Annotated in this window: 15 protein-coding genes; 6 read left to right on the top strand and 9 right to left on the bottom strand. The window is 54.4% G+C overall.

What is annotated here, in order from left to right; genetic code table 11:
- The first annotated feature begins 86 nt into the window (after positions 1 to 86).
- Together CGZ80_RS22800 and CGZ80_RS22805 are read left to right on the top strand one after the other, a co-directional pair.
- A complete protein-coding gene (locus tag CGZ80_RS22800) occupies positions 87 to 704 on the top strand; it encodes an RNA polymerase sigma factor (RefSeq protein WP_094417992.1) in 618 nt (205 codons plus the stop codon).
- Positions 701 to 1,048 (top strand): hypothetical protein, encoded by a 348-nt coding sequence (locus CGZ80_RS22805; RefSeq protein ID WP_094417993.1) that lies wholly within the window; start codon positions 701 to 703, stop codon positions 1,046 to 1,048. Before CGZ80_RS22800 ends, CGZ80_RS22805 begins: the two co-directional genes overlap by 4 nt.
- 6 nt (positions 1,049 to 1,054) lie before the next feature.
- Here CGZ80_RS22805 and CGZ80_RS22810 read toward each other — a convergent pair whose 3' ends face one another.
- Positions 1,055 to 1,720, bottom strand: a complete 666-nt coding sequence (locus CGZ80_RS22810; RefSeq protein ID WP_094417994.1) for a hypothetical protein — start codon at positions 1,718 to 1,720, stop codon at positions 1,055 to 1,057.
- 210 nt (positions 1,721 to 1,930) lie between these two features.
- A complete protein-coding gene (locus CGZ80_RS28375) occupies positions 1,931 to 6,046 on the bottom strand; it encodes a sulfatase-like hydrolase/transferase (RefSeq protein WP_198953771.1) in 4,116 nt (1,371 codons plus the stop codon).
- 207 nt (positions 6,047 to 6,253) lie between these two features.
- Here CGZ80_RS28375 and CGZ80_RS22830 point away from each other — a divergent pair, with 207 nt between their 5' ends.
- The gene (locus tag CGZ80_RS22830; protein ID WP_158222820.1) at positions 6,254 to 7,213 is read left to right on the top strand and encodes a bile acid:sodium symporter family protein; all 960 of its coding nucleotides are present in this window, start codon (positions 6,254 to 6,256) and stop codon (positions 7,211 to 7,213) included.
- 15 nt (positions 7,214 to 7,228) lie between these two features.
- Here CGZ80_RS22830 and CGZ80_RS22835 read toward each other — a convergent pair whose 3' ends face one another.
- Positions 7,229 to 8,368 carry a division plane positioning ATPase MipZ gene (locus CGZ80_RS22835; RefSeq protein ID WP_094417996.1) on the bottom strand — a complete coding sequence of 380 codons (1,140 nt, stop codon included), beginning with the start codon at positions 8,366 to 8,368 and terminating at the stop codon, positions 7,229 to 7,231.
- Positions 8,369 to 8,398: 30 nt separating this feature from the next.
- The gene (locus CGZ80_RS22840; RefSeq protein ID WP_094417997.1) at positions 8,399 to 9,508 is read right to left on the bottom strand and encodes a hypothetical protein; all 1,110 of its coding nucleotides are present in this window, start codon (positions 9,506 to 9,508) and stop codon (positions 8,399 to 8,401) included.
- Between the two features lie 366 nt (positions 9,509 to 9,874).
- On the opposite strand from CGZ80_RS22840, the gene metH reads away from it, so the two are divergent.
- A complete protein-coding gene (gene metH, locus CGZ80_RS22845; RefSeq protein ID WP_094417998.1) occupies positions 9,875 to 13,582 on the top strand; it encodes a methionine synthase in 3,708 nt (1,235 codons plus the stop codon).
- Positions 13,583 to 13,639: 57 nt separating this feature from the next.
- On the opposite strand, the gene CGZ80_RS22850 is transcribed toward metH, so the two are convergent.
- Entirely contained in the window at positions 13,640 to 14,389 is a 750-nt protein-coding gene (locus CGZ80_RS22850) for a hypothetical protein (protein WP_094417999.1), read from the bottom strand.
- A 331-nt stretch (positions 14,390 to 14,720) separates the two neighbouring features.
- Between CGZ80_RS22850 and amt the strand changes: the two genes are divergently transcribed.
- Positions 14,721 to 18,386 carry an ammonium transporter gene (gene amt, locus CGZ80_RS22855; protein ID WP_094418000.1) on the top strand — a complete coding sequence of 1,222 codons (3,666 nt, stop codon included), beginning with the start codon at positions 14,721 to 14,723 and terminating at the stop codon, positions 18,384 to 18,386.
- Positions 18,383 to 19,441, top strand: a complete 1,059-nt coding sequence (locus tag CGZ80_RS22860; protein WP_233148606.1) for a response regulator — start codon at positions 18,383 to 18,385, stop codon at positions 19,439 to 19,441. The genes amt and CGZ80_RS22860 overlap by 4 nt, the downstream gene beginning before the upstream one ends.
- A 34-nt stretch (positions 19,442 to 19,475) precedes the next feature.
- Here the strand turns inward: CGZ80_RS22860 and CGZ80_RS22865 are convergent, their stop codons facing one another.
- The 4 genes from CGZ80_RS22865 to CGZ80_RS22880 all read right to left on the bottom strand — a co-directional run bounded on the left by CGZ80_RS22865 (position 19,476) and on the right by CGZ80_RS22880 (position 24,584).
- The gene (locus tag CGZ80_RS22865; RefSeq protein ID WP_143544108.1) at positions 19,476 to 20,090 is read right to left on the bottom strand and encodes a PEP-CTERM sorting domain-containing protein; all 615 of its coding nucleotides are present in this window, start codon (positions 20,088 to 20,090) and stop codon (positions 19,476 to 19,478) included.
- Positions 20,091 to 20,353: 263 nt separating this feature from the next.
- Positions 20,354 to 21,793: a UdgX family uracil-DNA binding protein gene (locus CGZ80_RS22870; protein WP_094418002.1), complete on the bottom strand. Its 1,440-nt coding sequence runs from the start codon at positions 21,791 to 21,793 to the stop codon at positions 20,354 to 20,356.
- A 9-nt stretch (positions 21,794 to 21,802) separates the two neighbouring features.
- Positions 21,803 to 23,062 (bottom strand): putative DNA modification/repair radical SAM protein, encoded by a 1,260-nt coding sequence (locus CGZ80_RS22875; protein WP_094418059.1) that lies wholly within the window; start codon positions 23,060 to 23,062, stop codon positions 21,803 to 21,805.
- A 169-nt stretch (positions 23,063 to 23,231) separates the two neighbouring features.
- Entirely contained in the window at positions 23,232 to 24,584 is a 1,353-nt protein-coding gene (locus tag CGZ80_RS22880) for a VWA domain-containing protein (protein ID WP_158222821.1), read from the bottom strand.
- Positions 24,585 to 24,773 lie beyond the last annotated feature (189 nt).

Raw genomic sequence — 24,773 nt, forward strand, 5'->3', positions numbered from 1 at the left:
GTCAGCCGAGTCCATTTTTGGGCGACGGGCGACTATTTTCGAAAAAGTTAGACAAATGGGTCCGGACGGCGCATCATAGACGCGTTATGGCCCATTCAATTCACTTCAATTGTCAGATTCATCAAGCGGCTCGCGAAGTCGCCCAAGCGAAAGTGGCGTCCACGCGGACGTACGCTTTGTCGCGTTTTTATGATCTGACAGCGGAGCGTCTCGTGCGTTTCGCGGCAACGATTACCCGCCGTCAGCATGATGCGGAAGACGCAGTGGCGACTGTCATGTTGAAAGTCGCTTCACGGCCCGAACTGCTGATGCGTGCTGATCAGCCCTGGCACTATTTGTTGCGGATGGTCCGTAACGAGTCGTTGGTGGTTGTCCGTGGGAGGTCACGAATCTCTTCAATTGGCGCGATGGCTGAGCGTCTGATGGGGCGAAGCGTTGACGTGGTCGAAAAAGACGACGAGCGTCAAGTGATATGGCAAGCACTTGAATCGTTGCCCGACGATCAACGCGAAGTCATCGTTTTGAAGGTCTGGGAGCAGCTCACGTTTGCCGAAATTGGTGAAGTGCTGGAACTCTCCCCATCGACTGCTGCGAGTCGCTATCGCTACGGATTAGAAAAGCTAACGCAAAAGCTGGAACGTTCCCTCGGTGTTCACTACGCCAGCAGCGTTGTTGAGTCTGGACGAAGTGAGGCGGTGTCATGAAAGACATCAATCAGCGCCGAATTGAATCTCACTTGGCATCGCTGGGACGATGTATTGGTCCCTCCGAGTCGCATCGCGATCGGGTACTGGAACAGGTTTCACGCAACCTTCAGCGATCCAATACCCAACGACGGACCACGCACATCGCCGTGGCCTTGGGCCTAGCCTTGTTGTTGCTGTCTCCGTTAATCGCGAGCGTCACGCGGCGTGTTCGTCCGCATCAGGCTGCGACCGCTCGACAAGCCCAGGCAGATGCCATTCGGTTATCCGAGACCCACCAAATGTCGTTCGACTGGGCGTTGGTGGATGTGTTTTTGCAGTACCGTGAACGGCTGCGGCCTTAGTTCCCGTTATTGAAAGAACGGGTTTATCGTCGTTCCGTCAGCCGCATGTTTACGCGGTTGTGTTGGTTGAACTGGAACGGCAATTGGCTTTGCCGGCACCGAAGTCGGCTGCGTTTGTGAGATTGCTTCAGGCATGTCGTTTGAAAATCCGACTGTTGTTGCGTCTTCGATATCGAACACGTTTTGTGCGATAGGTAGTTCGGTTTCAGTCGACGCCTGGTTCGTGTTCGTTGGGAACAGGTCTTGAAAGCTTTCGCTTCCTAACACAAATATCGGAAGCAAGATCACCATCAAGAGAAGTAACATCGCGAGACCGTTGACGATGTTGTGCGCGATCATAATTCCAACCCCACGCCACATGCTGCATTCGCCTGACGAGGAAATCAGGTATGCATTAGAGATCCACACCAGTGGAAGCCCGATCAAATAACCGGGAGAACCAATGATCGATCCCAGCAATGATGGAAAGGTGAGATTGACGAGGCACATGCCAATCACAAGTCCCAGACAGCCCATGAAGCTGGGAGTGCGTGGGGCAAAGTTCGAAAAGCAAAACTTCAGTGTGATTGCCAACATCGAAATCACCGCGAAGGCGACTGCCACTCCGACCGCAATCGCAACGGCACTAAAAGCGAGAATCTGATCCGCCGGGATTTGATCGAATTGGTCCATGGTGTTAGCGCAAGCTGCTTGGCGAAGGGAATGGTGACACGTTCGCCGGTGCGTCGCTAATTGTTGCGATGCACAAAATCGGCAAACGTGGTGCTAGCCCTGGAGGAGGGCTCTACTCGGAAACCGTAGCTCGCCATTTATGCCTTGCCGTCGGAAGAGGGCAGCAGGTGGCGAAAATACGAAATTCTCGCCAGACGTTTGCCTTGAGGACTAGAACTGTTGAAGTTCGTCTGGCCCAGGGGTGGCGTATTCGGCGACCTTCGCTCGAATCACCAGATCGCCTTGTTCATCAACGTGGATGTCCATGGGGACGATTGTGGTACCACGTTTGTTGATCGTTTGGGCGGTGTGACTGAGGTCAACGGTCTCGATTCCGTCAGCGTTTAGCGGGGGAACATTTCCGTTATAAAATCCGGTGCACCACCAACGCCCTTGGTCGTCTTGAAAGGGCGTGCCGTGACCGAGAAAACGGCCGGCGAATTTGCGTTCGCTGTAGGGGCCCGAGATTTTGTCGGCGGTGGCGTAGTACAGGTTGTAGCTACCGCGGCGACCTTTCGAAGTTGACCAGCCGGTGCCGAAAAGCACGTACTTGCCGTGTATCTTTTTGATTAAGCAGCCTTCATGTCCCATTTTGGCAGTTTCACCGGAAGGGCCGATGGTGGTTGGCTTGGCAGCGAGTCCGGAGAAGTCTTTCTTGAGCGGTGCGATTTCGGTCGCGCCATAAACGATCCACCAGGTCCCGTCGTCGTCTTGAAACAACGATGGGTCGTGGCGACGTCCGATTTGTTTTCCCATTGGGTTCGACCAAGGCGATCCCAATTCGCTGCCTTTGGTCAGTGACAGGTTGGCGCCTTTGACAGGCGCAGGGCTGGTGTGAACCAGTGCCCATTGGCTGCCGGTCCAGTGCAGTTCCGGCGCCCAGAGACGCCATTCATCCTTGGCGATCTCGGCGAAAGCGTCCGGGTTGACGTCGTCCCAAACGCCATCTTCCAAATCATAGATTGAACCGAGGTCTTCCCACCGAATCAGATCCTTTGAACGCCACGCACGTGCCGAGCGGCCAACGAGGCTAAGTGGTCCAAGGCCGGTGTTGTACGGGTCGGTGGTTTCTCGTTCGTCCCCTTTGTTGGGAGTCGTTCCGGTCAAGTAATACCAACCGTTCGGACCGCGCGTGATGAAAGGATCGCGAATCCAGCCCTCTTTGATAAACAAGGCCTTATCGTGAGATGCTAGTCCCGCCTTGATGGTTTCTGGCGAGTCGGATTGGCTGACCGGCATGTCCAGTGTCGGCTTTGTCGGCGGCTGCGACGAATGCTGACGGATCAGACGCGTTTCTTTTGGTCGATAGGGCGTACCATCGGTTTGGAAAATATCGTGGAACCATGGATCGGGTTCCTCGGTGTAAGCCTTTTTCCAAGAATCCCAGGGATAGATCGTTTGCGATCGCCCGTTGACGAAGCCCCAGTTGTATGCCGCCACGCGGTGGCGATGCAGGATCGGCAGGATGCCCTCGAAAGTTGAATCATTACCGCGAGCCATGTACTCGGTGCAAACCAAAGGGCGGCCGAGTTTTGCAAGGCCTTCGACGATTTCGGTCGTTCGGGCCGGCGGATCGTAGCTGTGGAAAGAGATCACGTCCGAGTTTTCGATACAGGCCTTTTGATAATCTGTTGGGTCAGTCAAGTAGCTGCCGCGCCATACGCCAACGGTCAACGGCTGTGACGGGTTGATTTCACGAGCCCAGGCGAACGTCTTTTCGACCAACTCCAAAGCATGCTTTGTCTTTTCTGGTTGATCCAGTTCCAGCTTTGCGCCCCCGCCGCCATAGGCGTTGAAGTTCGGGTTGTCTGGTTCGTTGAACAAGTCCCAGATCAGGACGCGATCATCATCTTTGTAGCGTTTGAGGACGGCTTGGACGTACGGTTTCAGTTCGTCTTGTTTGCTGCTGTCGACCAGGATGTCACGACCGGGCGATTGGACCCAACCTGAGTTATGGACACCGGGGGTTGGTTCCGGCTGCTTTCCGGCTTTGGGGTAGGGGTGCCACACGCCATCAAAAAAAACGAACATGGTGCGGATACCATGTTTGTCTGCGATTTCGAGATACTGGTCGACGCGTTTCAGAAATCCGTCGGCATCGGTTTTGAACGGGATGTCGTGCAGAAACACTCGCATCGTGTTCATGCCGATGTCTTCTGCCCAGCCGAGTTCACGATCGATCGCTTCGGGATCAAACGTTTCGGCTTGCCACATTTCCAGTTGGTTGATTGCCGATGAGGGCACATAGTTGGCGCCGATGGGCCATTCGATTTGATCGTACCAGCGATTGGCGCGATCGGCGGCCCAACGACCGGGACGACTTTTGAACATCGCGTTGTCATCTTCGGTCGGTTCTCCGGTGGTAACCTTTTGTTTGACAACGGTTCCGGTGAACGTGTTGGGCGATTCATAGTCGCCGGCGGAAGAACGGTCGTCGAAGCCGACGGACAAGCCATCAATCGGTTGAACCGGAACAAGACCTGGCGACTTGGTTTCGATTGGCGTCCCATTGCCGATCGAAAGAGTCATCCGATGGCTGTCCAAGGTGGCGTGCAAATGGTTGCGTCCGCTGACTTGGATGGGTGATTTCAAACGAGTGACTTCACCGTCGATGCGAACATCAAATACCGGGTGACCGTCGATCAAGTGCAACGAATATCCCTGCTGGATACCGCCTTGGGCCAGGACAACGCCGGACAACTTCGCACCTTTGATTGTCGCATCGATTTCGATCGAACGCTTTGCGATGTCGGGTGATTCGGTCGGCTGTTCGCTGTTGTTGGCGCGGCGAGGGCCACGCGTTACCGCTTCGGGATATTGATCCAGGATGGCTTTTAGTTGTTCCAAAACGTCAGGTTTGGATTTTGCCACATTGATCGTCTCGACAGCACCGTTGGCGTAGTCGTAAAGTTCGTATTCGGCAGTCGATGCATCAGCACCTGGTGATTTCCATTCAACCATGCGATAGCGATCGGTGCGGATTGCACGTCCCATCGTTCGCTTGGGATACGCATGAAACGCATGATCGCGAACACGGGCGTTGGGGTCTTTCAGGACCGGGACAAGCGAGACACCGTCGATCGACTGCGGACCTGTTGGTTCGGGCAACCCGGCGAGTTCGGCTAGGGTGGGATAAAGGTCAACGCTTTCAGCCAATTGCTTCGTCGACGATCCTGGTTTTGCGACGCCAGGGGCAACGATGACGATCGGAATCCGCGTCGCTTGTTCGTAGTTGGTGTGTTTGGTCCAGATACCGAGATCACCGAGGTGGAAACCGTGGTCACCCCACAGAACGATGATCGTGTTATCGGCCATCCCCGATTCGTTTAACGCATCAACGACTTTTCCGATTTGTGCGTCGACGAACGCGGTGCTGGCATAGTAGCCATGAATAAGGTTGCGTTTCAGTTCGTCGCCAAAGTTAGCATTGGGATCTTGAGGAACTGGTTTGTAGTTGCCAATTTCGCCACCACGTTTTCCGGCGACTCCGGGAGCGCCGGTGGGCAGCGATTCCTGCGTCGGCATTGGCAGCTTTGCTGGATCGAACAAGTCCCAGTATTTCTTCGGTGCGCTAAACGGCAGGTGAGGACGAGCAAAACCGGCTGCAATGAAGAACGGAGTGCCGTCTTTTTCGCGGCGTTCTTTGGCGGCTTGCAAACGTTTGATCGTTTCTTCGGCGACACGTCCGTCGGCATAAGCGGTGTCTTCGACATCGGGATGTTCGTAAGCGGCACCACGCGGCAGGCTACCGATGCGGTTGAGTTCTTGGTTGGTGAAATACGCTTCTTCGCGGGTCAGCTTGCCACCATCGGTGCTTTCAGGATCGACGTACTCGATGACCTTTTCTTTGAAGTGTGGGATCGAAAACGAATCGGGATCGCCGTAATTACCGTGGCCGATGTGAAAGACTTTGCCAAGCGATTCGGTGCGATAGCCGTGGTTGGCGAAGTGTTGCGGGATGGTAACCGCATCGGGAACGATCTGACGAAGCTGGCTGCCCAGTCCGTACAGGCCTGTCGATGTCGAATGTGATCCGAGCATCAGCGTGAATCGTGATGGTGCGCAGACCGCTTGATTGCAGTACGCAGAATCGAATCGCATTCCTTTCGCGGTTAACGCATCGAGGTTCGGCGTCTTGGCGACTTCGTCGCCAAAGCAGCCAATGGTGGGCTTGAGGTCGTCGACCAAGATCATCAACACGTTGGGCCGCTCAGCGGCATGGCCTAGACCGCCGCCGGCGACGATCATCGCCAAAACAAGCGTGGCGTAGAAGAGTTGTCGTAGCATGACGAGGGGATTTAAAGTCATTTGGGGGGGAGGTGGGGCGAGTGAATCTTTTCAATTACATTCCATTCGAAAGCGACTTGCCATGCAATCATGCGTCAGGTCGCTTTGATATTTTGTCATGGTTTGAGCTGCATCGGCGCGGCGAAACGGACAGACGAACCAATTCTAACTGGGCGGCACGTGACGACACCTTCCAATCGACGATCGATGCAAAGCCTGGGCGTATTGCTGGGTTTGGTGGCCAGTTCAATCGCGGCTTATCTGTGGCCTTGGACGGGGTTGTCGATTGACCCGTTTTACCTTTCCAAGACGGGATTATTGAGTTTGGTCGCGCTGACGATGTTCAGCTTAGGAGTGACGGTGAAGGATGCGGAATTGGTTGAACTGCGGAATCGGCCCTTCGCCGTTTTCCTAGGCGTCGTCGTTCAGTGTACCGCGATGCCAACACTTGCATGGTTGGTGGTGAACGTCTTGTCGATCAGTGGTCCGCTAGCGTACGGGGTGATGTTGTGCGGGTGTGTTCCCGGCGCGATGGCATCCAACGTGTTGACGATGACGGCGAAAGGAAACGTCAGCTATTCAGTCAGTTTGACTTGTATTGCGACGTTGTTGTCGCCGCTCACCGTGCCGTTTACCCTGCTGATGGTTGCCGGATTGGAAACCGGTACGGACACGTTTCAGCCAATTCAGACCGCGACGATTTTGGTAATCACGGTTGTAATCCCGACGCTTGCCGGTTACGGATGTCGAAGGTTGGTGCCCAAGACTCCGGTCGCGCAGCGGCGGATGCTGATCATCGCTTCTTCGATCGCGACAGTGGCGCTGTTGTGGATCATCGCTTCGGTGGTTGCCGGCAATCGCGACCGATTGTCGTTGGCAACACCGGGACTGCTGGGCAGTTTGTTGCTGATGAACCTGCTTGGTTATTGCAGCGGTTTGATCATGGGCAAGTTGTCAAAGATGCCCGTCGCGATGCGACGAGCGCTGACACTAGAAGTCGGCATGCAGAATGCCGGTCTGGGCACCGGGCTTGCCGCCAGTTTGTTTGGCGACGCCACTCCGGCACAGATTCCAACGGCGGCTTACACGTTCGGGTGCATGTTGACCGGAACGCTGTTGGCCGCGTTTTGGGCTCGTCTCGGTGCAACGCATACCGATCAAGCGTAGCATTTCACGCGCTGCTCAAGCAAAGTTATCGACGATCCCGATGCCTTGGACACCTTGGCGTTTCAGGATTTCGGCCGCCCTTGTGATCGCGTCATGATGGGTGATGCGAGCATCACGGACGATCAGGCATGAATCGACTGATGACGCGATTCGCGGTGTTGCCCAGCTGCTGGCAATTGGTCCGTCAAAAATGACCAAGTCAAAACAACCATGGATTTGGTCGATCAACCGATCAAGGTCCATCGAGGTCGCTGGCAAAGACGCTTCGTCAGAACCAAGAAGTGGCAATAGAGTTACACCGTCCTCGATGGACGCGATAGCGACTGACTCGAGTGTTTGTCCTTGGCGAATTGCGGTGACCCAGTCCGATTCGATTTCCAGGCATAGTTGCTCGGCTTGACCGGGTACGTCCACATCGACGTCGACGATCGCGACCGAAAGTCCGGTTGCCGCGGCAGCGATTGCGGTTCCAAGTGTCGTGGTCGAACGGCCTTCGCCGTCATTGAGACTGGTCACCAAGACGCTCCGCAATCCGGATCGCACCGAGCGTCCGAGGTGATCGGCAATCGAACGAAAAAAGCCTTCTTCGAAGAATGCGTCGGCGACGTGTCGGGGAATGGAGAACGAGTCGACTTCCCAGGCCGCCCCACGCCAACGGCTCGCACGCGGGCTAGTCGGTGGGGGACTTGTTGGTTGAGATTGTGGTTCTGACGTATGCGGCTCTGCCGTGATGTCGTTTGGCTGGTGAGCCGCTTCAACCGTCGAGGCCGGTTCCTGCAGTGATTCGGGAGATGCGATGGCTTCGGCGTGTACCTCCGCACCAAATTGCAACGTGTCAATCAACAGCGAGTTAACGTCGAGCGTGCTGGCTTGGAAGCTTGCTTCGAGTGTGTGCGCCGTGACGACGTGAGCCGTCGTTTCCAACAGCGGTGACACAGGCGATTGCTCGATTGCTTGATCGGGTGTCGCTTGTTGTTCAGGCGTTTGCGGCTGGACCGGTCGGTCGATTCGCAAGACTTGGTCGTCGGGACCTTCGACCCATTGGCTGGTCGTGGGGTCTTCGGTCGGCGCGACATTGCGTTGTGGTGTGCCAGTCGTTTCTTGGCTAGGACGCTGACGCGCGTAGGCACCGATGAAAGATTGTTTGATGCTCATGAGGATTCAGTGGCTCCGTCGCTGCAATGACTAGCGCAGTTCAGACTCTTCCCAAACTTTAAGGATGTCCAGAAAGTTTCCGATGGGATGGGGTGTTTCGGTGTAGTGCAAGCTGTCGTCAAGTTCCAGACGATCAGCCATGCCGCTTGGCAAGTCGTTGCCGTATGGGTTGTTGGTTGGCGTTGTTTCGCGATAGGACACGACCCGATCGGTCGAGTTGCCAAATCCACGGGCGTTTGAGCTTTCATTGAACGCGGAGTCGATCGCGTTTGGCGTGGTGCTGGCGATTGGGCCAGCACTGTTCGCCGGAAAGAAATTTTCGCCGCCGACGGCGGCGGCAGACGCAGTCGCTGGTGTTGGGAGCGAAGGTTGAACTTCCGTCGTTTGGTCATACGACGGATGGGGCGCTGGTGCGGCGGATGCATTGACGATGCCACCCACGGTTGGCGACTCACGTGGCGGTTCAGTCATGGGATCTGCCGGACTGACCTGCAGTGTGTTCGTATCAACCTCTGTCGATTGATCTTCACTGATCATCAATCCTGGGATTGAATCATCAATCGGTTCAGGCGATCGGGACAGCTTGCCAACAAAATACGAAAGCGAAGTCAAAACGCATGCGATGACGACGATCCCGGCGCGTGTTTTCCATTTAGGTTGCGGAATGTTCGCCCACCGAGACTTAGCACTACCAGAGTGTGCGGCAATCCGTTCGTTATTGGATTCATGTTGTGTCACATCACCGAATGCTTCCTCGGCTTGATCGAGATCGACAAAGTCGATTGACGGTGCATGACCGTCGGGCGAATGAGGTGGTGGCGCTGAAAGTTTGCTGAAATTCCCAGACGGTGGGTCAATGTGACCGGCGGGTGGTCCGGAATGCGGGGTGTGGATGTCGTACAAGACAGTCCGCGAGCTTTGACGTCGTTTCGTGCCCTCGCTGGTGCAGTCAGGAAGCTCGAACAAGGTGGGGATATCCCCTGAGGCGTTGCCGAGCGGTAGCGTTGGTTCCTGAGACGCCGGTTCGTGCAGCTGGTGGTTTTGGTTTAGCGGGGCAGGGCGTGGCGGATTCGAATCCGCGCCGCCACGACTGGGGCGTGTATTCTTTCCGCTTTCGGTTGTGTCTCTTTCGTAGTCCATCCGTGGGTTCCGCAGCGAGTGTCCCGCTTTTTCTCCGCCTGGGGGCAATCCGGCGCTAGGATCCGAACATCCATGTCGGATCTGGCATCTAAATCGTTTGCCGGATTGGGCGGTCTAGTATTGGTGTGATCATTTTCGCGAGGGATCACCAGATTCCCTGGAAAATCATCGGAGGAAGACCATCTCGATCTTCAGGCTATTGCGGAATAGCGGAACTTGACGGTTTAGGGCAAGGCTGATGTTTGCGAGGAAAAATCGCCCCATTCGGGGTGTTGTCGATCGCCGGATCCCTCAGCGGCTTGTGAATTTCGCCCCCAGACAAGACAATACGCCCGCCAATTAAACTCGAAAAATACTTAAATAGCGATGCTTCAACTCGATTCTGCGTCCAGCGTGCTACATCAATTGATCCGAGAGCGAATTCTGTTGCTCGATGGCGCGATGGGAACCATGATCCAACGCCTCAAGCTGGATGAAGCCGGCGTGCGTGGTGATCGCTTTGCCGACCACGATGCTAGCATCGATTTGAAGAATTTCAGCGACATTCTTTGTCTGACGCATCCCGAAAAAATCACTGAAATCCACCGGGCGTATTACGCTGCCGGATCAGACATCGTTGAGACGAACTCGTTCGGTGCGTCGCCAGTTGGTGCGATGGAGTTCAACATCAGCAATGATGTGATTGCGGAAATCAACCAGGCGGCGGTTGCTTGTGCCAAGAAAGCGGCAGAGGAGTTCACCGAAAAAACACCGCACAAACCTCGGTTCGTAGCCGGATCGATCGGCCCGACTGCGATGCAGTTGGCGATCAGTACCGACGTTGATGACGCGGCCCATCGCAAGACGACATTCGACAAGATGCGTGACAGCTACCGATTCCAGGTCGAATCGTTGGTCAACGCAGGGGTCGATATGTTGCTGCCTGAAACGGCAATCGACACGCTGAACCTAAAGGCCTGTCTGTTCGCGATCCAAGATTTCTTCAACGCCGGTGGCCGTCGCGTGCCCGTCATGGTCAGCGGTACGTTTGACAAAGGCGGCCGGACGTTTGTCAGCGGTCAGTCGGTCGAAGCGTTCTTTACGGCACTTGAGCATTTCCCGATGTTGTCGATCGGGATGAACTGCGCCCTCGGCCCCGACGTGATGCGTCCTCACCTCGAAGAACTTTCCAACGTCACGAACCTTCCGATCAGTTGTCACCCCAATGCGGGCTTGCCCAACGATATGGGAGAGTTTGACTTGGGCCCCAAGGCGATGGCCGAGATCGTTGGCGAGTTCGCCGATAATGGTTGGATCAATATCCTCGGCGGTTGTTGTGGGACGACGCCGGATCACATCCGAGCAATGGCGGAACGCGTCGAAGGGCTCAAGCCAAAGCAGGAAGAAGTCGGCCCCATCTACACCCGCTTGTCCGGGCAGCTGCCGATGGTGATGCGTCCGGAGGTGACCTTCACCATGGTCGGCGAGCGGACCAACGTGACCGGTAGTCGCAAGTTTGCGCGATTGATCCGCGACGAAGATTACGATACCGCCGTCGAAGTCGCTCGCGAGCAAGTCGAAAATGGTGCGACCATCATCGACATCAACTTCGATGAGGCGTTGATCGACGGCATCGAGGCGATGACCCGCTTTTTGCGGTTGATCGCAGGTGATTCTGTCGCCGCATCCGTCCCTGTGATGATCGACAGTAGTAAATGGGAGGTCATCGAAGCTGGCTTGCAGAATGTGCAAGGCAAAGCGATCGTGAACTCGATCTCGTTGAAGGATGGCGAAGAAACGTTCTTGCAACGTGCTCGGTTGGTTCGCCAATACGGTGCCGCAGCCGTCGTGATGGCGTTCGATGAGAAAGGACAAGCGGCGACTGAGGACGACAAGGTCCGGATTTGCAAACGGGCGTATGACTTGTTGGTCAACGAAGTTCAATTCCCGCCAGAAGATATCATCTTTGACCCCAATATTTTGACGGTCGCAACGGGGATCGAAGAGCACAACAACTATGCCGTTGACTTTATCAATGCCGTCCGCCGGATCAAGCAGGAATGCCCCGGCGCCAAAACCAGCGGTGGTGTGAGTAACATCAGTTTCTCGTTCCGCGGCAATGACCGCGTGCGTGAAGCGATGCACAGCGCGTTTCTTTACCATGCCATCGAAGCCGGCTTGGACATGGGCATCGTCAATGCCGGGCAGCTTGATGTCTATGAAGAAATCCCCAAGGACTTGCTCGAGCATGTTGAAGATGTGCTGCTGAATCGTCGTGACGATGCGACCGACCGGATGTTGGAATTCGCCGAAACCGTCAAAGGCAGCGGCAAGAAGAGGTCCAACGAAGATCTTGCTTGGCGTGAAGCGCCGGTCGCAGAGCGGATGAAGCATGCTCTGATCAAAGGGATTGATAAATTCATCGAAGAGGACGCCGAGGAGGCGCGGCAGAATTTCGACCGCTGCTTGCAAGTGATCGAAGGCCCTTTGATGTCCGGCATGCAAGTCGTCGGTGACTTGTTCGGCGAAGGGAAGATGTTTCTTCCCCAGGTCGTTAAATCCGCCCGTGTCATGAAAAAGGCAGTGGCTTACCTGGAACCGTTTATGGAAGAGGAAAAGCTGGCCGCCGGTCTGGACCAAGCGTCTTCCCGCGGCAAGTTCTTGATCGCGACGGTCAAAGGTGACGTACACGATATCGGCAAAAATATCGTTGGCGTCGTGCTGCAATGCAATAACTTCGAAGTGATTGACTTGGGAGTGATGGTGAGCTTCGAAACGATCCTCGAAGAAGCCGACAAGTACGGCGTGGACATGATTGGCTTGTCTGGACTGATTACACCAAGTCTGGACGAGATGGTTACCGTGGCTCGCGAGATGAAGCGGCGCGGGATGAGAATGCCATTGTTGATCGGTGGCGCGACGACCAGCGCCAAACACACGGCGGTCAAAATCGCGCCGGCTTACGAAGGTCCTGTCATTCATGTCGCCGACGCGAGTCGCAGTGTCGGTGTGGTGGAAAGCTTGCTGAGCTCGGACCTGCGAGATGGCTTTATCGAAAAGAACGTTGAGCTGCAGGGTCAGCTTGTCGCAAGCTTCCGTGAACGCAACCAAAAGTTGGTTTCCTATCAAGAGGCCAAAGAAAAACGCTTTGCCACGGATTGGAGTTCGGTGCGAATTGACACTCCTTCCTTCACCGGGGTGAAGGTGCTGGAGGATTATCCGCTGACAGAGATTCGCGAATACATTGACTGGTCCCCGTTCTTTATGACATGGGAATTGAAGGGCAAGTACCCGAAGATTTTCAATGATCCGAAGGTCGGCGAAGAAGCACGAAAAGTGTTCGACGATGCGAATCAATTGCTTGACGAGATCATTGCCAATCAATCGTTGAAAGCACGAGCCGCATACGGTTTCTGGCCTGCCGCAAGCGACGGTGACGATGTCATCTTGTACGCTGACGATTCTCGTTCCAAGGAACTGACGCGATTCCACTTCCTGCGCCAGCAATGGGAACGTAAGGGACAAAAAGATTACCGGTCACTCGCCGATTACATCGCTCCAGTCGAGAGCGGTCGGGCGGATTACATCGGTGGCTTTGTCGTTACCGCTGGAATCGGCGCTGAAGCGTTGTCGTTGAAGTACAAACAGGCTGGCGACGACTACAACGCGATTATGGTTCAAGCGGTTGCTGACCGATTGGCCGAAGCCTTTGCCGAACGGTTGCACCAGAAGGCACGCGAGGATTGGGCCTACGGAAACGAAGAATCGTTGTCCAACGAACAAATGATTGACGAGCAATACCGTGGAATTCGACCGGCGGCTGGCTATCCGGCTTGCCCCGATCACACCGAGAAACGAACGCTGTTCGATTTATTGGACGCAGAAAAGAATACCACCGTGGAATTGACCAGTTCGTTTGCAATGACGCCGGGGGCATCGGTCAGTGGTTTGTATTTTGCTCACCCTGATGCACGTTACTTTGCCGTTGACCGTATGACCAAAGACCAAATCGAAGACTATGCCAAACGCAAGGGCATGGCGTTGGTCGATGTCGAGCGTTGGTTGTCACCCAATTTGGCATACGAACCGGAATAGCCAAATTCGAATTGCTGGTTGCCCGATGCGGCGGGAGTCGTCGAAGAAGCGGAGCAGTTAGTGCCTGTCGTTGGTTAAACGGTGGCGAACTTGCAGCTCCGCTTGCACGAACATTTCTGCTTGCAGTTCGAACTCTGGGTTAGGAGATCCCGATTCGTGCCAAGCGAAGCTTCGCCACAGCGACAGGATCGCTGGTCCTGTCGCGATGCCCTTGATTCGTTTTCGCAGGTCAAAACCGTAGGCGATCAAACTGGCGTCGACGGTGCCGTCGCGTGTGTCCAGTATTGATTGAATCCCCTGGTCCTCCAGCGGTTCACCGAGATCCACAGCGACATGCTTGATCGCTGTGATGCGTAGGTTGTGCGCTCGTCTTTTGTCACGGTTGGATAGCTTCTTCGTTTGCAAATGGGGGGCATCGACCAGCCAACTGCACATCGGGCAAAAGCAATGAGCGTCAGGTGAGTATCTCCGCTGACCAGGGGCTTGATGCAAATCAAACGAGTTGGTCAGGTAGGTGGTGAAGAACGCACAGAAGCGTTCGACTTCATGAGGATCGGGACGCGCGTTTTCTGGGATGTTCTGATAGTGCTCCCGCAGCCATTCTTGTGCCGATCCTGGCAATGACGAATGCCGGTGGGCGGTCGAGAATGACAGGAAGCCCCGATCGACTCCGTCGGCGACCCAACGCAGTAGGCGATAACTTCGTTGCTGAAGATCGATCAGTGCTTGCAGTTCGGTGATCTGAAATAGCATCGCGAGCTTCTCTTTCAACTTCTTTTCACTCGTCGTCTCGCCCTGGGACAACATGGCGGACGCTTGCCAACAGCGGTTCAGCGCGAGAATGTTTCAGCGCGAGACTGAGGGTAGACCGGCAACGGTTTGTCGGGTGGTCCTCACCGGGTTGGGGGACAGCGATTTCCCAGTTTTAACGGTGCTGTCTGATACTAGCGGCGCTGATGTGCTCTTTCGCACGGCAACTTGAAATTCGCGTGAATGTCGATGGCATTTATGCGTCATTTCAAAGTTTTGCGTGACCTAGTGTCCAACGTAACGAATGCAGCGGTGACGTACACAGCGTGCGGAACAGAAAACGTTGCATGACAAATGGGGTGCACAGGTTTGTCGGAGCTTCGTGGCAATGGGGAACGAACAGTTGGACTTGGTATGGGTGCTGATTTGCACCGGCCAGGTCTTGATGATGCAGGCCGGTTTCTGCCTGCTAGAGAGCGGCTTTTCGAGAGCGAAGAATAGCATCAACGTTGCGGCAAAGAACTTGGCCGACGTTTGCGTTGCGATGCTGTGCTTCTGGCTCGTCGGATTCGGGTTGATGTTCGGATCCAGTCACGCCGGCCTATTCGGTACGAGTGAGTTCTGTTTCGAAGCGACAAACTCGAAGTTGACATGTTTCTTTCTGTTTCAAGCAGCATTCTGCGGCACCGCGACGACAATCATTTCAGGTGCGGTCGCGGAGCGAATGAGATTCCGCGCGTATCTGTTTATTTCAGTCTTTGTTAGCGCGATTGTTTATCCCGTTTGTGGGCATTGGGCTTGGGGAGGTATCTTCAGCGGCCAGGCGATTGGCTGGCTTGCCGAACGAGGCTTTGTGGATTTTGCTGGCAGCACGATGGTTCACTCGGTTGGAGCTTGGACCTCATTGGCAGCCGTCCTGGTCATTGGGCCGCGTCTCGGCCGGTTTAGCAAGAAACGCGGTCCGATTCGTGGCAGCAGTTTGCCGAGTGCCGTTTTGGGTGCTGTCTTGTTGTGGTTTGGATGGTTGGGCTTTAACGGCGGTAGCGTCTTGGGGCTCAGCGAAGGCGTTCCAGCGATCTTGCTCAATACCTGTTTGGCGGCAGCCAGCGGTGGTTGTCTGCCACTGTTATTGTCAATCTTCTTTGGCAAGACCTTCGAGCTGTCGGATTCAATCAACGGCGTGATTGCCGGGTTGGTTTCGATCACGGCCGGATGTCATGCGGTCAGTCCTCTTGCGGCGATCGGTATCGGTGCAGCGGGCGGATTGGTTTGCATCGCGGCGACACAACTGTTGACGCAGTTAAAAATTGATGACTCGATCAACGCCATCCCCGCCCACGGAGCCGCCGGCGTTTGGGGGACCGTTGCGTTCGCGATCTTCGCCGACCCGGCATACTTTGCGGAAGGGCTTAATCGTTGGCAGCAGTTGGAAATCCAGGTTGTCGGTGCTAGTAGCGTCTTCGTGTGGACCTTTGGTGTGAGCTTGGCCGTGTTCGCGGTCGTCAATCACTTTTGGCCGATGCGAGTTGATCGCAAGACCGAGTATTGCGGACTGAACACTGCGGAGCACGACGCGAGCACCGAGTTGGTCGAATTGATGGGCAGCATGAAGCAGCACTATCAATCAGGGAATTTTCGCCGCCGAGTTCATCGTGAACCTTTCACCGAAGTCGGGCAGATCGCATCGGTTTACAACCGAGTGATCGATCGGGTTCATACGGAAATTAGTGCTCGCGAATCTGCCGAGCGACAGTATCGAGAAATCTATCAGCGAGCCTTAGAAGGAATTTATCAAACCACGCTAGAAGGTCGTTTTATCAAAGCGAACCCGGCGCTGGTGACGCTGTTGGGGTACGATAGTTCCGACGAATTGATCGCCTCAGTAAAAGATATTGCCACGCAGTGCTACGTGGATCCCGATCGCCGGAGCGAGTTTCGGGAGTTAATCGCGGACAAAGGAGTGGTCAACGATTTTCGCTCTCAGCTACGAAAACGCGACGGCAATGTCGTCTGGGTGACCGAGAACGTTCGATTGGTGTGCACCGACGCAGGAGTGCCGCTGTATTTCGAAGGGACTGTTTCGGACATCACCGAGCGGATGACCACCGAGCGATTGCAGCAAGAAAAAGAGCAGGCCGAAGCGGCGAATAAAGCTAAAAGCCAGTTTCTTGCCGGGATGAGTCACGAGATGAGAACGCCACTCAATGGGATTATCTCGATGCTCGATTTGATTGATGAAGCAAATTCAGCGGACCAACGTCGACGCTACCTTCGGATCGCGAAGCAGTCGTCGAAGTCGCTTTTGCAGCTGATCAATGACGTGTTGGATTTGTCAAAGATTGAAGCCGGAAAGCTGGAGCTTGAAAGTCAGGAACTCGATGTCATCGAGATCGTCGATGAAGCGGTCGAGATGCTTTATCATCGCGGACACGAGAAAGGTGTCCAGATGGTTCGGGAAGTTTCTTCTAAGGTTCCCGAATGTATCGTTGGAGATTCAAACCGTTTGCGACAGGTCTTAGTGAATCTGATTGCTAACGCGGTCAAGTTTACCGAGGCAGGGCACATCAAAATTGGTGTCGACCGTACGCCTCCAAGCGAAGGTGCAAACTCGCTTCGCTTCAAAGTTACTGATTCGGGAATTGGAATACCTGCGGATCGACTTGCGATCATTTTTGAATCGTTTGCACAGGCGGACTCCAGTACGACCAGGTGTTATGGCGGTACCGGGTTAGGCTTATCGATCTGCCGGCAGCTCGTTGAATCGATGGGAGGTCGAATCGGTGTCGAAAGTGTAGAGGGCGAGGGCTCAACGTTCTGGTTTGACGTTCCATTGAAAACGCCCAAGAGGGTGAAAAGGGGCGGTCGCATCGCGACCACGCCGGGCGATGAAAAACGCTCTTCATTGGAATTCTTGAAAGTCTTGTTGCTGGCTGAAGAGAGCTTGGAAAACAAGATGATTTATGACGACCTGGACCGATGGGGTGCAAGCGTGCAATGGCACCGGGACACGGACGCTCTCACGGCCTTGCCTGACTCACGAAGCTCCTTCAAGTTGCTAGTGGTCGATGATTCGGTCATGCAATCGGGAGCAATACCTGATTCCTGTCAATCGATTCCGCATCGATTGTTGATCGGAAATGTGGATGCCGAAAACTCGTTTTCCGCTATCTTGCCACGTCCGATTCGTTCGTCGCAGTTGCTCGACACAATCCATTCATCTTTGGTGCTTGAATCGCCCGACGGTTCGCCAGTCCAAAAGACCGATTTGAATTCCTACCCACCCGAATTTGGTGGCGGTCGATCGGTACTGGTTGTCGATGACAACGAAGTGAATCGGATTGTGGCGTCAGAATTACTGCGAGTACTCGGGTTCGAGGCAACGTCTGTTGATAGCGGGAAAAAGGCGATTGAGACGCTTAGCAAGAAGAGCTTTGTCGCGGTACTGATGGACTGTGAGATGCCCGAAATGGATGGGTTCGAAACAACACAGCGGTTGTTGGGGCTACACCGAGATGGAAAGCTGGCGGTCGGACGAGATGAAAAGATGGCCATCATCGCCCTTACCGCCCAAGCGATTTCGGAAGACCGCGAGCGTTGTCTGGACGTCGGAATGGACGACTACCTTACAAAGCCTATTGTCCGTGAACAATTTGCTAGCGTGCTGTGGAGTCATGTTGGTGACGCTCCAGAGGTTGTTGGTCCGCCTCCGATCGATCTTGAAGCGGTGGTCGATCGTTGCGGGGGAAGCAACGGAGCGGCGTTCGAAGTTTTGAAACTATTTTCTGATCAAGCTGTGACACTTAGTCAGCGGATTCATCATGCCGCACAGCAACCTGACCTCGACATGAAATCGCTTCGAGACGACGCGCATTGTTTGAAGGGAATGGCTGCGAACGTTTCTGCTTGCCAGGTCGAAGAAGTCGCTGGCGTAATTGAGTTGTCCGCCAAGGAGGAGTCGTTCGGATCACCCGCTGACGAAAATTCGCGTCAGTTGTTGGAACGCGTCGAGACCTGCGTCGACTGGATCAATTCCCTGTTGGAGGAAAGACAATGAGCGAGTTGAAAATTCTGATCGTTGACGACGATCCAGTGACACGGTCGATGCTGAAGCATACGTTGAATGCCCACGGCTACTTAACCGCAGAAGCAAGCGACGGTGCTGACGCGCTTGCAAAAATGGCTGCGGAAACATTTCCAATTGTGATCAGCGATTGGAACATGCCCAACATGAACGGCCTCGAACTCTGTGAACAGATCCGGAAGCACGATAGCGAAGGCTACATCTACACGATCTTATTGACATCGAACAACGCGATGGAAGATCGAGTCAAAGGGCTTCGCGCAGGCGCAGACGATTTCATTGGTAAACCGTTCAACAAAGACGAACTGCTCGAACGTATGGCCGCCGGCGAGCGCGTGCTGAATTTAGAAACACGGGAGGCTTTGATTTTCGCTCTCGCAAAACTTGCCGAAAGCCGTGATACCGACACCGGGCTGCATCTCGAACGGGTTCAACGCTATGCGAGATTCCTGACTCAGGAGTTGGTTGGCGATCCGGCGTTTGCAGATGAAATCGACGAAGAGTTCATTCAGCTTGTCTATCAGACCAGCCCATTGCATGACATTGGAAAGGTGGGGATTCCCGATTCAGTGTTGTTGCATCCTGGCAAGCTATCGAAAGACCAATTCAAACTGATGCAGTCCCATACCGTGATCGGCGCCGATTGCTTGAAGGGGGCGATTGCCAAATCGCCGAAAGCAAAGTTCCTGCACATGGCCCACGATATTGCTCGCTTCCATCATGAGAAATTTGATGGAAGCGGCTATCCCGATGGCTTGGTCGGCGAAAAAATTCCACTGGCGGCAAGAATTGTTGCCATCGCTGACGTCTATGACGCGCTGCGTTCAAGACGGATCTATAAGCCGGCGTTCTCGCATGAACGTTCGTGTGAGATTATTTGTGGCGATGCTGGATCACATTTCGATCCCCGCTTGGTAGCCGCGTTCGAACGTGTGCATGAACAGTTTGCCACAATTGCTGAGCGTTTTTCGGAGCCTAGCGAACTTCCGGGGTCGGCAGAACCGAAGGAGCTTGAGATGGTGCACTGAGTACCATCGTCAAGCTTATCATCCGATCTCGCGGCTATCGGCTTGATCGTGAACGGCGGCGTAGTCCTGATCCCATGACCAAAGCACCAAAGATCGCAAAGGTCGCTGGCTCCGGGGCAGATGCGATAGCAGGTGCGTCGGCAGCGGATGAGGCAACCACATCGATCAACAACTCTGCCGAGATGGGCAGAAGCTGAATGCCACCGCTTCCGTTTCGACCGAGCCCAAGTCCGAGTGCGAACCCGTTGGCTTGAATCGTGGTTTGGCCAACCGCAGCTGCCGTGGTTGTGAACGAAAACGACGACGACGTTTGAAAAGGCGTCGACATCATCATGGTCGACAACTCGCCGCCAAACGGTCCGCCGCCGACAGTGAACGCCTGCGATAGCTGACTTCCGGTATCGAAGGTAACGTTGCTAGGCGACGTGAGGTTGTCGGACAATTCGACACCAGTGCTCCAGAAAACCCGCCAACCTGGATCGATATCGTCCAGCGTTACGTTGACGGTTACCGTATCACCAATCTCAATTTGGTTGCCAGTCATCCCCTCTATGGAGAGATTCAAGTTCATCACGCCCGCACTTGCCGTGTTGATTCCACAAAGGAATAAGACAATCGCTAAAGCGGAAGCCGAGGATAGAAATCTCATTGAAGCTTGACTTGGTTTGAAGTGATTCCGGCAAAAAGGTTCGGTTGCACTGATCGCAACTGTTGCACTGATAGCAACTGTTATGCCGATCCCGCTAAGACCGCTTGTTGTCGCGGTAAGGGGGGACGCAACATGTTAGGAACCTGTGAAGCGTGAGCAAACTATAGTCACAGGTCCACACTCGCGAAGTGGCGATTTCGGGTTTGACTCGAGAAGGTCGCGATTGGTTCCAATGTGACAAGGCGAACGTTGTTTCAATCAATTCACTGACGGATAGTGTCGCGATAGTGTTCCGCAAATAAGGCAAGGTCGTGTTCGAAATGTTGGCGCATTTGGTCTGCTTTGTCGTCAGTTGCACGCAGAATCGCGGAGGGGTGGTAAGTCGACATGGTCCATGCGGACTGGTCGGTTTTTTGAATGAGGCCACGTTGTTCTGTCAGTCGAAAGTTTGGCCCGAAGACCGCGCGTGATGCGGTTGCTCCAAGGCAGACAAGGAACTTCGGTCGCAACAGTTTTAGCTCAGCATCTAGCCAAGGACGGCAGGCGGCTATTTCTCTTGCGGAAGGCGTCTTATGCAATCGACGTTTGCCGGATCGGGCAAACTTAAAATGCTTGACGGCGTTGGTCACATAAAACTGATCGAGGTCGAATCCAACGTCATGTATCGCTTGTCGCAACAACTGACCGGCAGGGCCAACAAAAGGAATGCCTTCGCGATCCTCTTGGTCACCGGGTTGCTCACCGACAAAGACAACGCTGGCATCGTGTGGGCCGTGTCCAAATACAGTTTGCGTTGCGTCTTGGCAAAGTTGGCAACCTTCGCAATGAAGAGATGCTTGTCGGAGCGTATCGAGGTCCAGCGGTTGGCGATCAATCGCGTCCGGGATGTAGGCTTGAGCGCTGGCGATCTGGTCGGTCATGCGAATCATTTGTTCGACACGACGCGGAGCCTCGCGAAGCATTTGGTCAATCAATTCTGTCTCAGGCAACGTAGGCCAATGCTTCATTGGCATTTCTGCCTTCATCGCCTTCGTTTTGATTCGAGCAGGGTTAAAGATGTTCGCGTAATAGGTTTTCCAAAGTGTTTCCAGTTCGTCGTCGTTTGGTGCAGCGCTTCGAGGCATGCCTTCGGAAAAGTGAAGGGCTTTGCCGTCCCAGTGGCAGGATTCCGTGGGCGTCATGATCGTCCATCGCATTACGTCAAACCGTCTGCGAAAGAACTCTGCCGTTGGTTTCAGTACGTAGTGGTCAGGGCGGTGCCATGCGATGTAGTGGTCGCCAAGTTCATCGACGACACGCCTGAATCGCACGAAGGCTTTCATCTTGTGCGAGTCTCGGCGGACCGCTTTTTCAAGCTTCGATAGCTCAATGACATCGGAGTCACTGGCGATCTTCAACAGGTGCTTTTCGCCATGAGTGAGTCGCCATAAAACGCGATAAAGCAATTCCCATCGCCCGGGGTAGCAATGGTAAGAGACTTGTTGGGCGAGTTGGATAAACGCGACCGGAACGTTGACTGTTTCGTTCGACGGTATCGGGGCAGGGGAGGGCGGGGGAGTGGATTCGAAGAGTCCCAGCGGGGGTGTGTCTGTGCAACTCCGTTGATCGATCCAATGAATCTCCGTTGGCGCGATTTCACTTTTCAGTAGGTCTCTTGCCGACTGACGCCAATCATCGAAACAGGTGACTTGGAATTGCAACATTGCGACTGTTCAGACTTGTCCGTTCTGCGCACTGCCCATCGCATCGAAAAGCATCAACTGGCGTTGTTTGGTTTCGGTTTTTTGTTTCAGGTCGAGGCTGTCGATCGACAACGGACCGGGGTGGCGATCGGAAGTAATGAGGAACGGGCGGGCACGCCGGTAGACAATCCCGAGTTTCGCCAGGTCTTCATCTCGGATCGCGTGATAACGGCGTGTGCTAAGAATTCGCTTCACCCCGCGTTCACCGACACCGGGGACACGCAACAGCAATTCGCGAGACGCGCGATTCACGTCGATCGGAAAGACTTCACGATTAGCAAGCGCCCAAGCATGTTTCGGATCGAGATCCAGCGACAGGTTTGCTTGGTCGGGAGTTGTCAGTTCGTTCGCGTCAAACCCATAAAAACGAATTAGCCAGTCAGCTTGATAAAGTCGGTGTTCACGCAACAGTGGCGGTGCCGTTCCAGGTAACCGACTGTCGGCGTGTGGAATGGGACTGAACGCGCTGTAGTAAACACGCCGCAGTCGGTGGGTTCGATAAAGATGGCTGCTGGTATCAAGGATGTCACGATCACTTGTCTGCGTCGCACCGACAATCATCTGTGTGCTTTGGCCTGCGGGAGCAAACTTCGGTGCCTTCATTCCCTTTTTTTGATCGCCGGCTGTTTCTTCGCGACGGACATGAATCCGACCCATCGTGTCTTCGATTTCGTCACGTTTCTTTTCGGGTGCGAGCGTTTTTAAGTCTGTGATCGTCGGGAGTTCGACGTTCACGCTCAGGCGGTCGGCGAAAAGTCCTGCACGCTCGATCAACTCTTCGTTCGCACCGGGAATTGTTTTTAGATGGATGTAGCCGCGGAACGACTCCCGTGTACGTAGCGTTTCGGCGACTTCGACGAGTTGCGACATCGTGTAGTCAGACGAGCGAATGATGCCGCTGCTTAGAAAGAGCCCTTCGATGTAGTTGCGACGGTAAAAGTCCATGGTCAACCGCACGACTTCTTCGACCGATAAACGAGCCCTCGGTGTATTGCTGCTGACGCGATTGACGCAGTACTGGCAGTCGAAAATGCAAACGTTGGTCAACAGGATTTTTAACAGCGAAACGCAACGGCCATCCGGGGTGTAGCTGTGGCAAATTCCCATCCCCTCAGTGCTGCCGAGACCGCCGCTGCTCTTCCGCTTAGATCCGCTGCTCGCACAGGACGCGTCATATTTTGCCGCATCCGCCAGAATGGCAAGTTTTGATTCGATTGATGAAGAAGACAAAACGCGCTTGACCGATCCCTGAATCCAGTGCTGCAACTAATCTCGACACTGCAATTCGCAGTGCTTCCAAACCCAATGGGAAACCAACGGTTGGGAATGGACCATGGTGTCGGTAACCGTCAAAAATCGCTGCGGTTAACCAGGATTTGTTGCCGGATGAAGGAGCCAATCAATCGACAACACGACACTCCCCCTGGCTGGGTTCGGCAAGCCGACGCAGGAACGTTTCCATCACCGGTTCCACGGCGATCGCGATCGTATTGATCGAAATGTTGTGGAATTCGTTGCGTCGGAGGATGTCTAGCAAGATTGCTGAAGGGTTCACTAGTTGTCCGATCGTCGGCTGTCCATCGGTCAAAATGAAAACGGCTTCGACTTGCGCGTCGAACTCTAGTGATTCGCGGAGGGCGGCATAGGTATTGGTACGGTTGCCGGAAACGAGATTGCTAACATAACGGATCGCTTCCATCTTCTGTTTTTTATCCGCTTTCACGAGTTCGGAACGCCATTGATGGACACTGGTGTCGAAAACCAAGATGCCGAATTCGCATTCTTCATCGAGACCTTCGATCGCAGAAATCAACTCGCGTTGCGCACGTTGCATTCGGGTTTGCCCATAGACCAACGCATTCATGCTGCCGCTTCGATCAAGCACGAACAGAAGGCGTTTGGCGTATATCTCCATCCCGTAGTAGTGCGACGGATGCAAACGCTTTTCGCGAAGGTAGGTCGCGGCCGTCGTATCGGCCGCCAGCGACATCTTTGTTGGCTTCGGGAGTGAATCGGCCGATGGTGCCGTATTGGCTAGCTTAGGGCGCCCCGCATCGGTTGTTGGTTCGACTTCTGATTCCGCAACCTGTCGGTTCGATTGGAGATTTTGAAGCACTTTCGCGAGTGCATTTGTGCCTGATTGAAGATCGCGGGGCGCAGGCGAGACTTGGCCGGGTTCTCGATCTAAGCCCAGTGACTTGCGCCAAGCGGAATAGCGTTCTTGGTCCCCGAGGAAATCATCGATCGTGACGCGATCGCATTCCTGTTCCAGCAAGTACGCGAGTTGACCGTCGACGCTTAGTGCGAGAGTTGCAAGTGTTTCCCATCCGTCCGGATGGTTCATTTCGATCAATGACCGGGCAAGCGTGAATCGAAATCCGTAGCTCGCTTTGAAATGTTCGGAGTCAATCAGCTTTGCTAACCGATCGATCGCGCGATGGTGTTGATGATGTCCCAGTGTTTGTGCGGCAGCGAGTACCCAAGTGAAGTTGGGCATTTCCAAAACGCTACAAAGGACGTCGGTGGATTCTGGCACGTCGACACGACCGACGAATTGAATCATTTGGACGATGCCGTCAAGGATCTCGGGCGAGTCGGGATCAAGCGAGCGTTTGAATCGGGGGTCTTCTTTCAGCTTGTTTAAAGCAGCGATGACGGTCGGCAACGCTTCGATTCGATGTTGGTAGTCCTGCCCAATCGAATGGATTGCCATCACACGAGCATTGTCATGCCGACCGGTCAGTTGTTGCATCAATCGGGCATTCACACGATCAGCCGCACAAATGACTGACGAGCAACCGAGCAGAAGTAATACGGCGAGAGAGCGGCATGTCCAACGAGCGAGGCACAAAGATTGGCCACGATGGACTGCAGATCGATCGAGATCTCCCATTATTCTCCCTCGTCTGATGACTTCATGTTTGATCGAGTTGACGACCCG

The sequence above is a fragment of the Rhodopirellula sp. MGV genome (assembly GCF_002251265.1).
Lineage (GTDB): Bacteria > Planctomycetota > Planctomycetia > Pirellulales > Pirellulaceae > Stieleria > Stieleria baltica_A.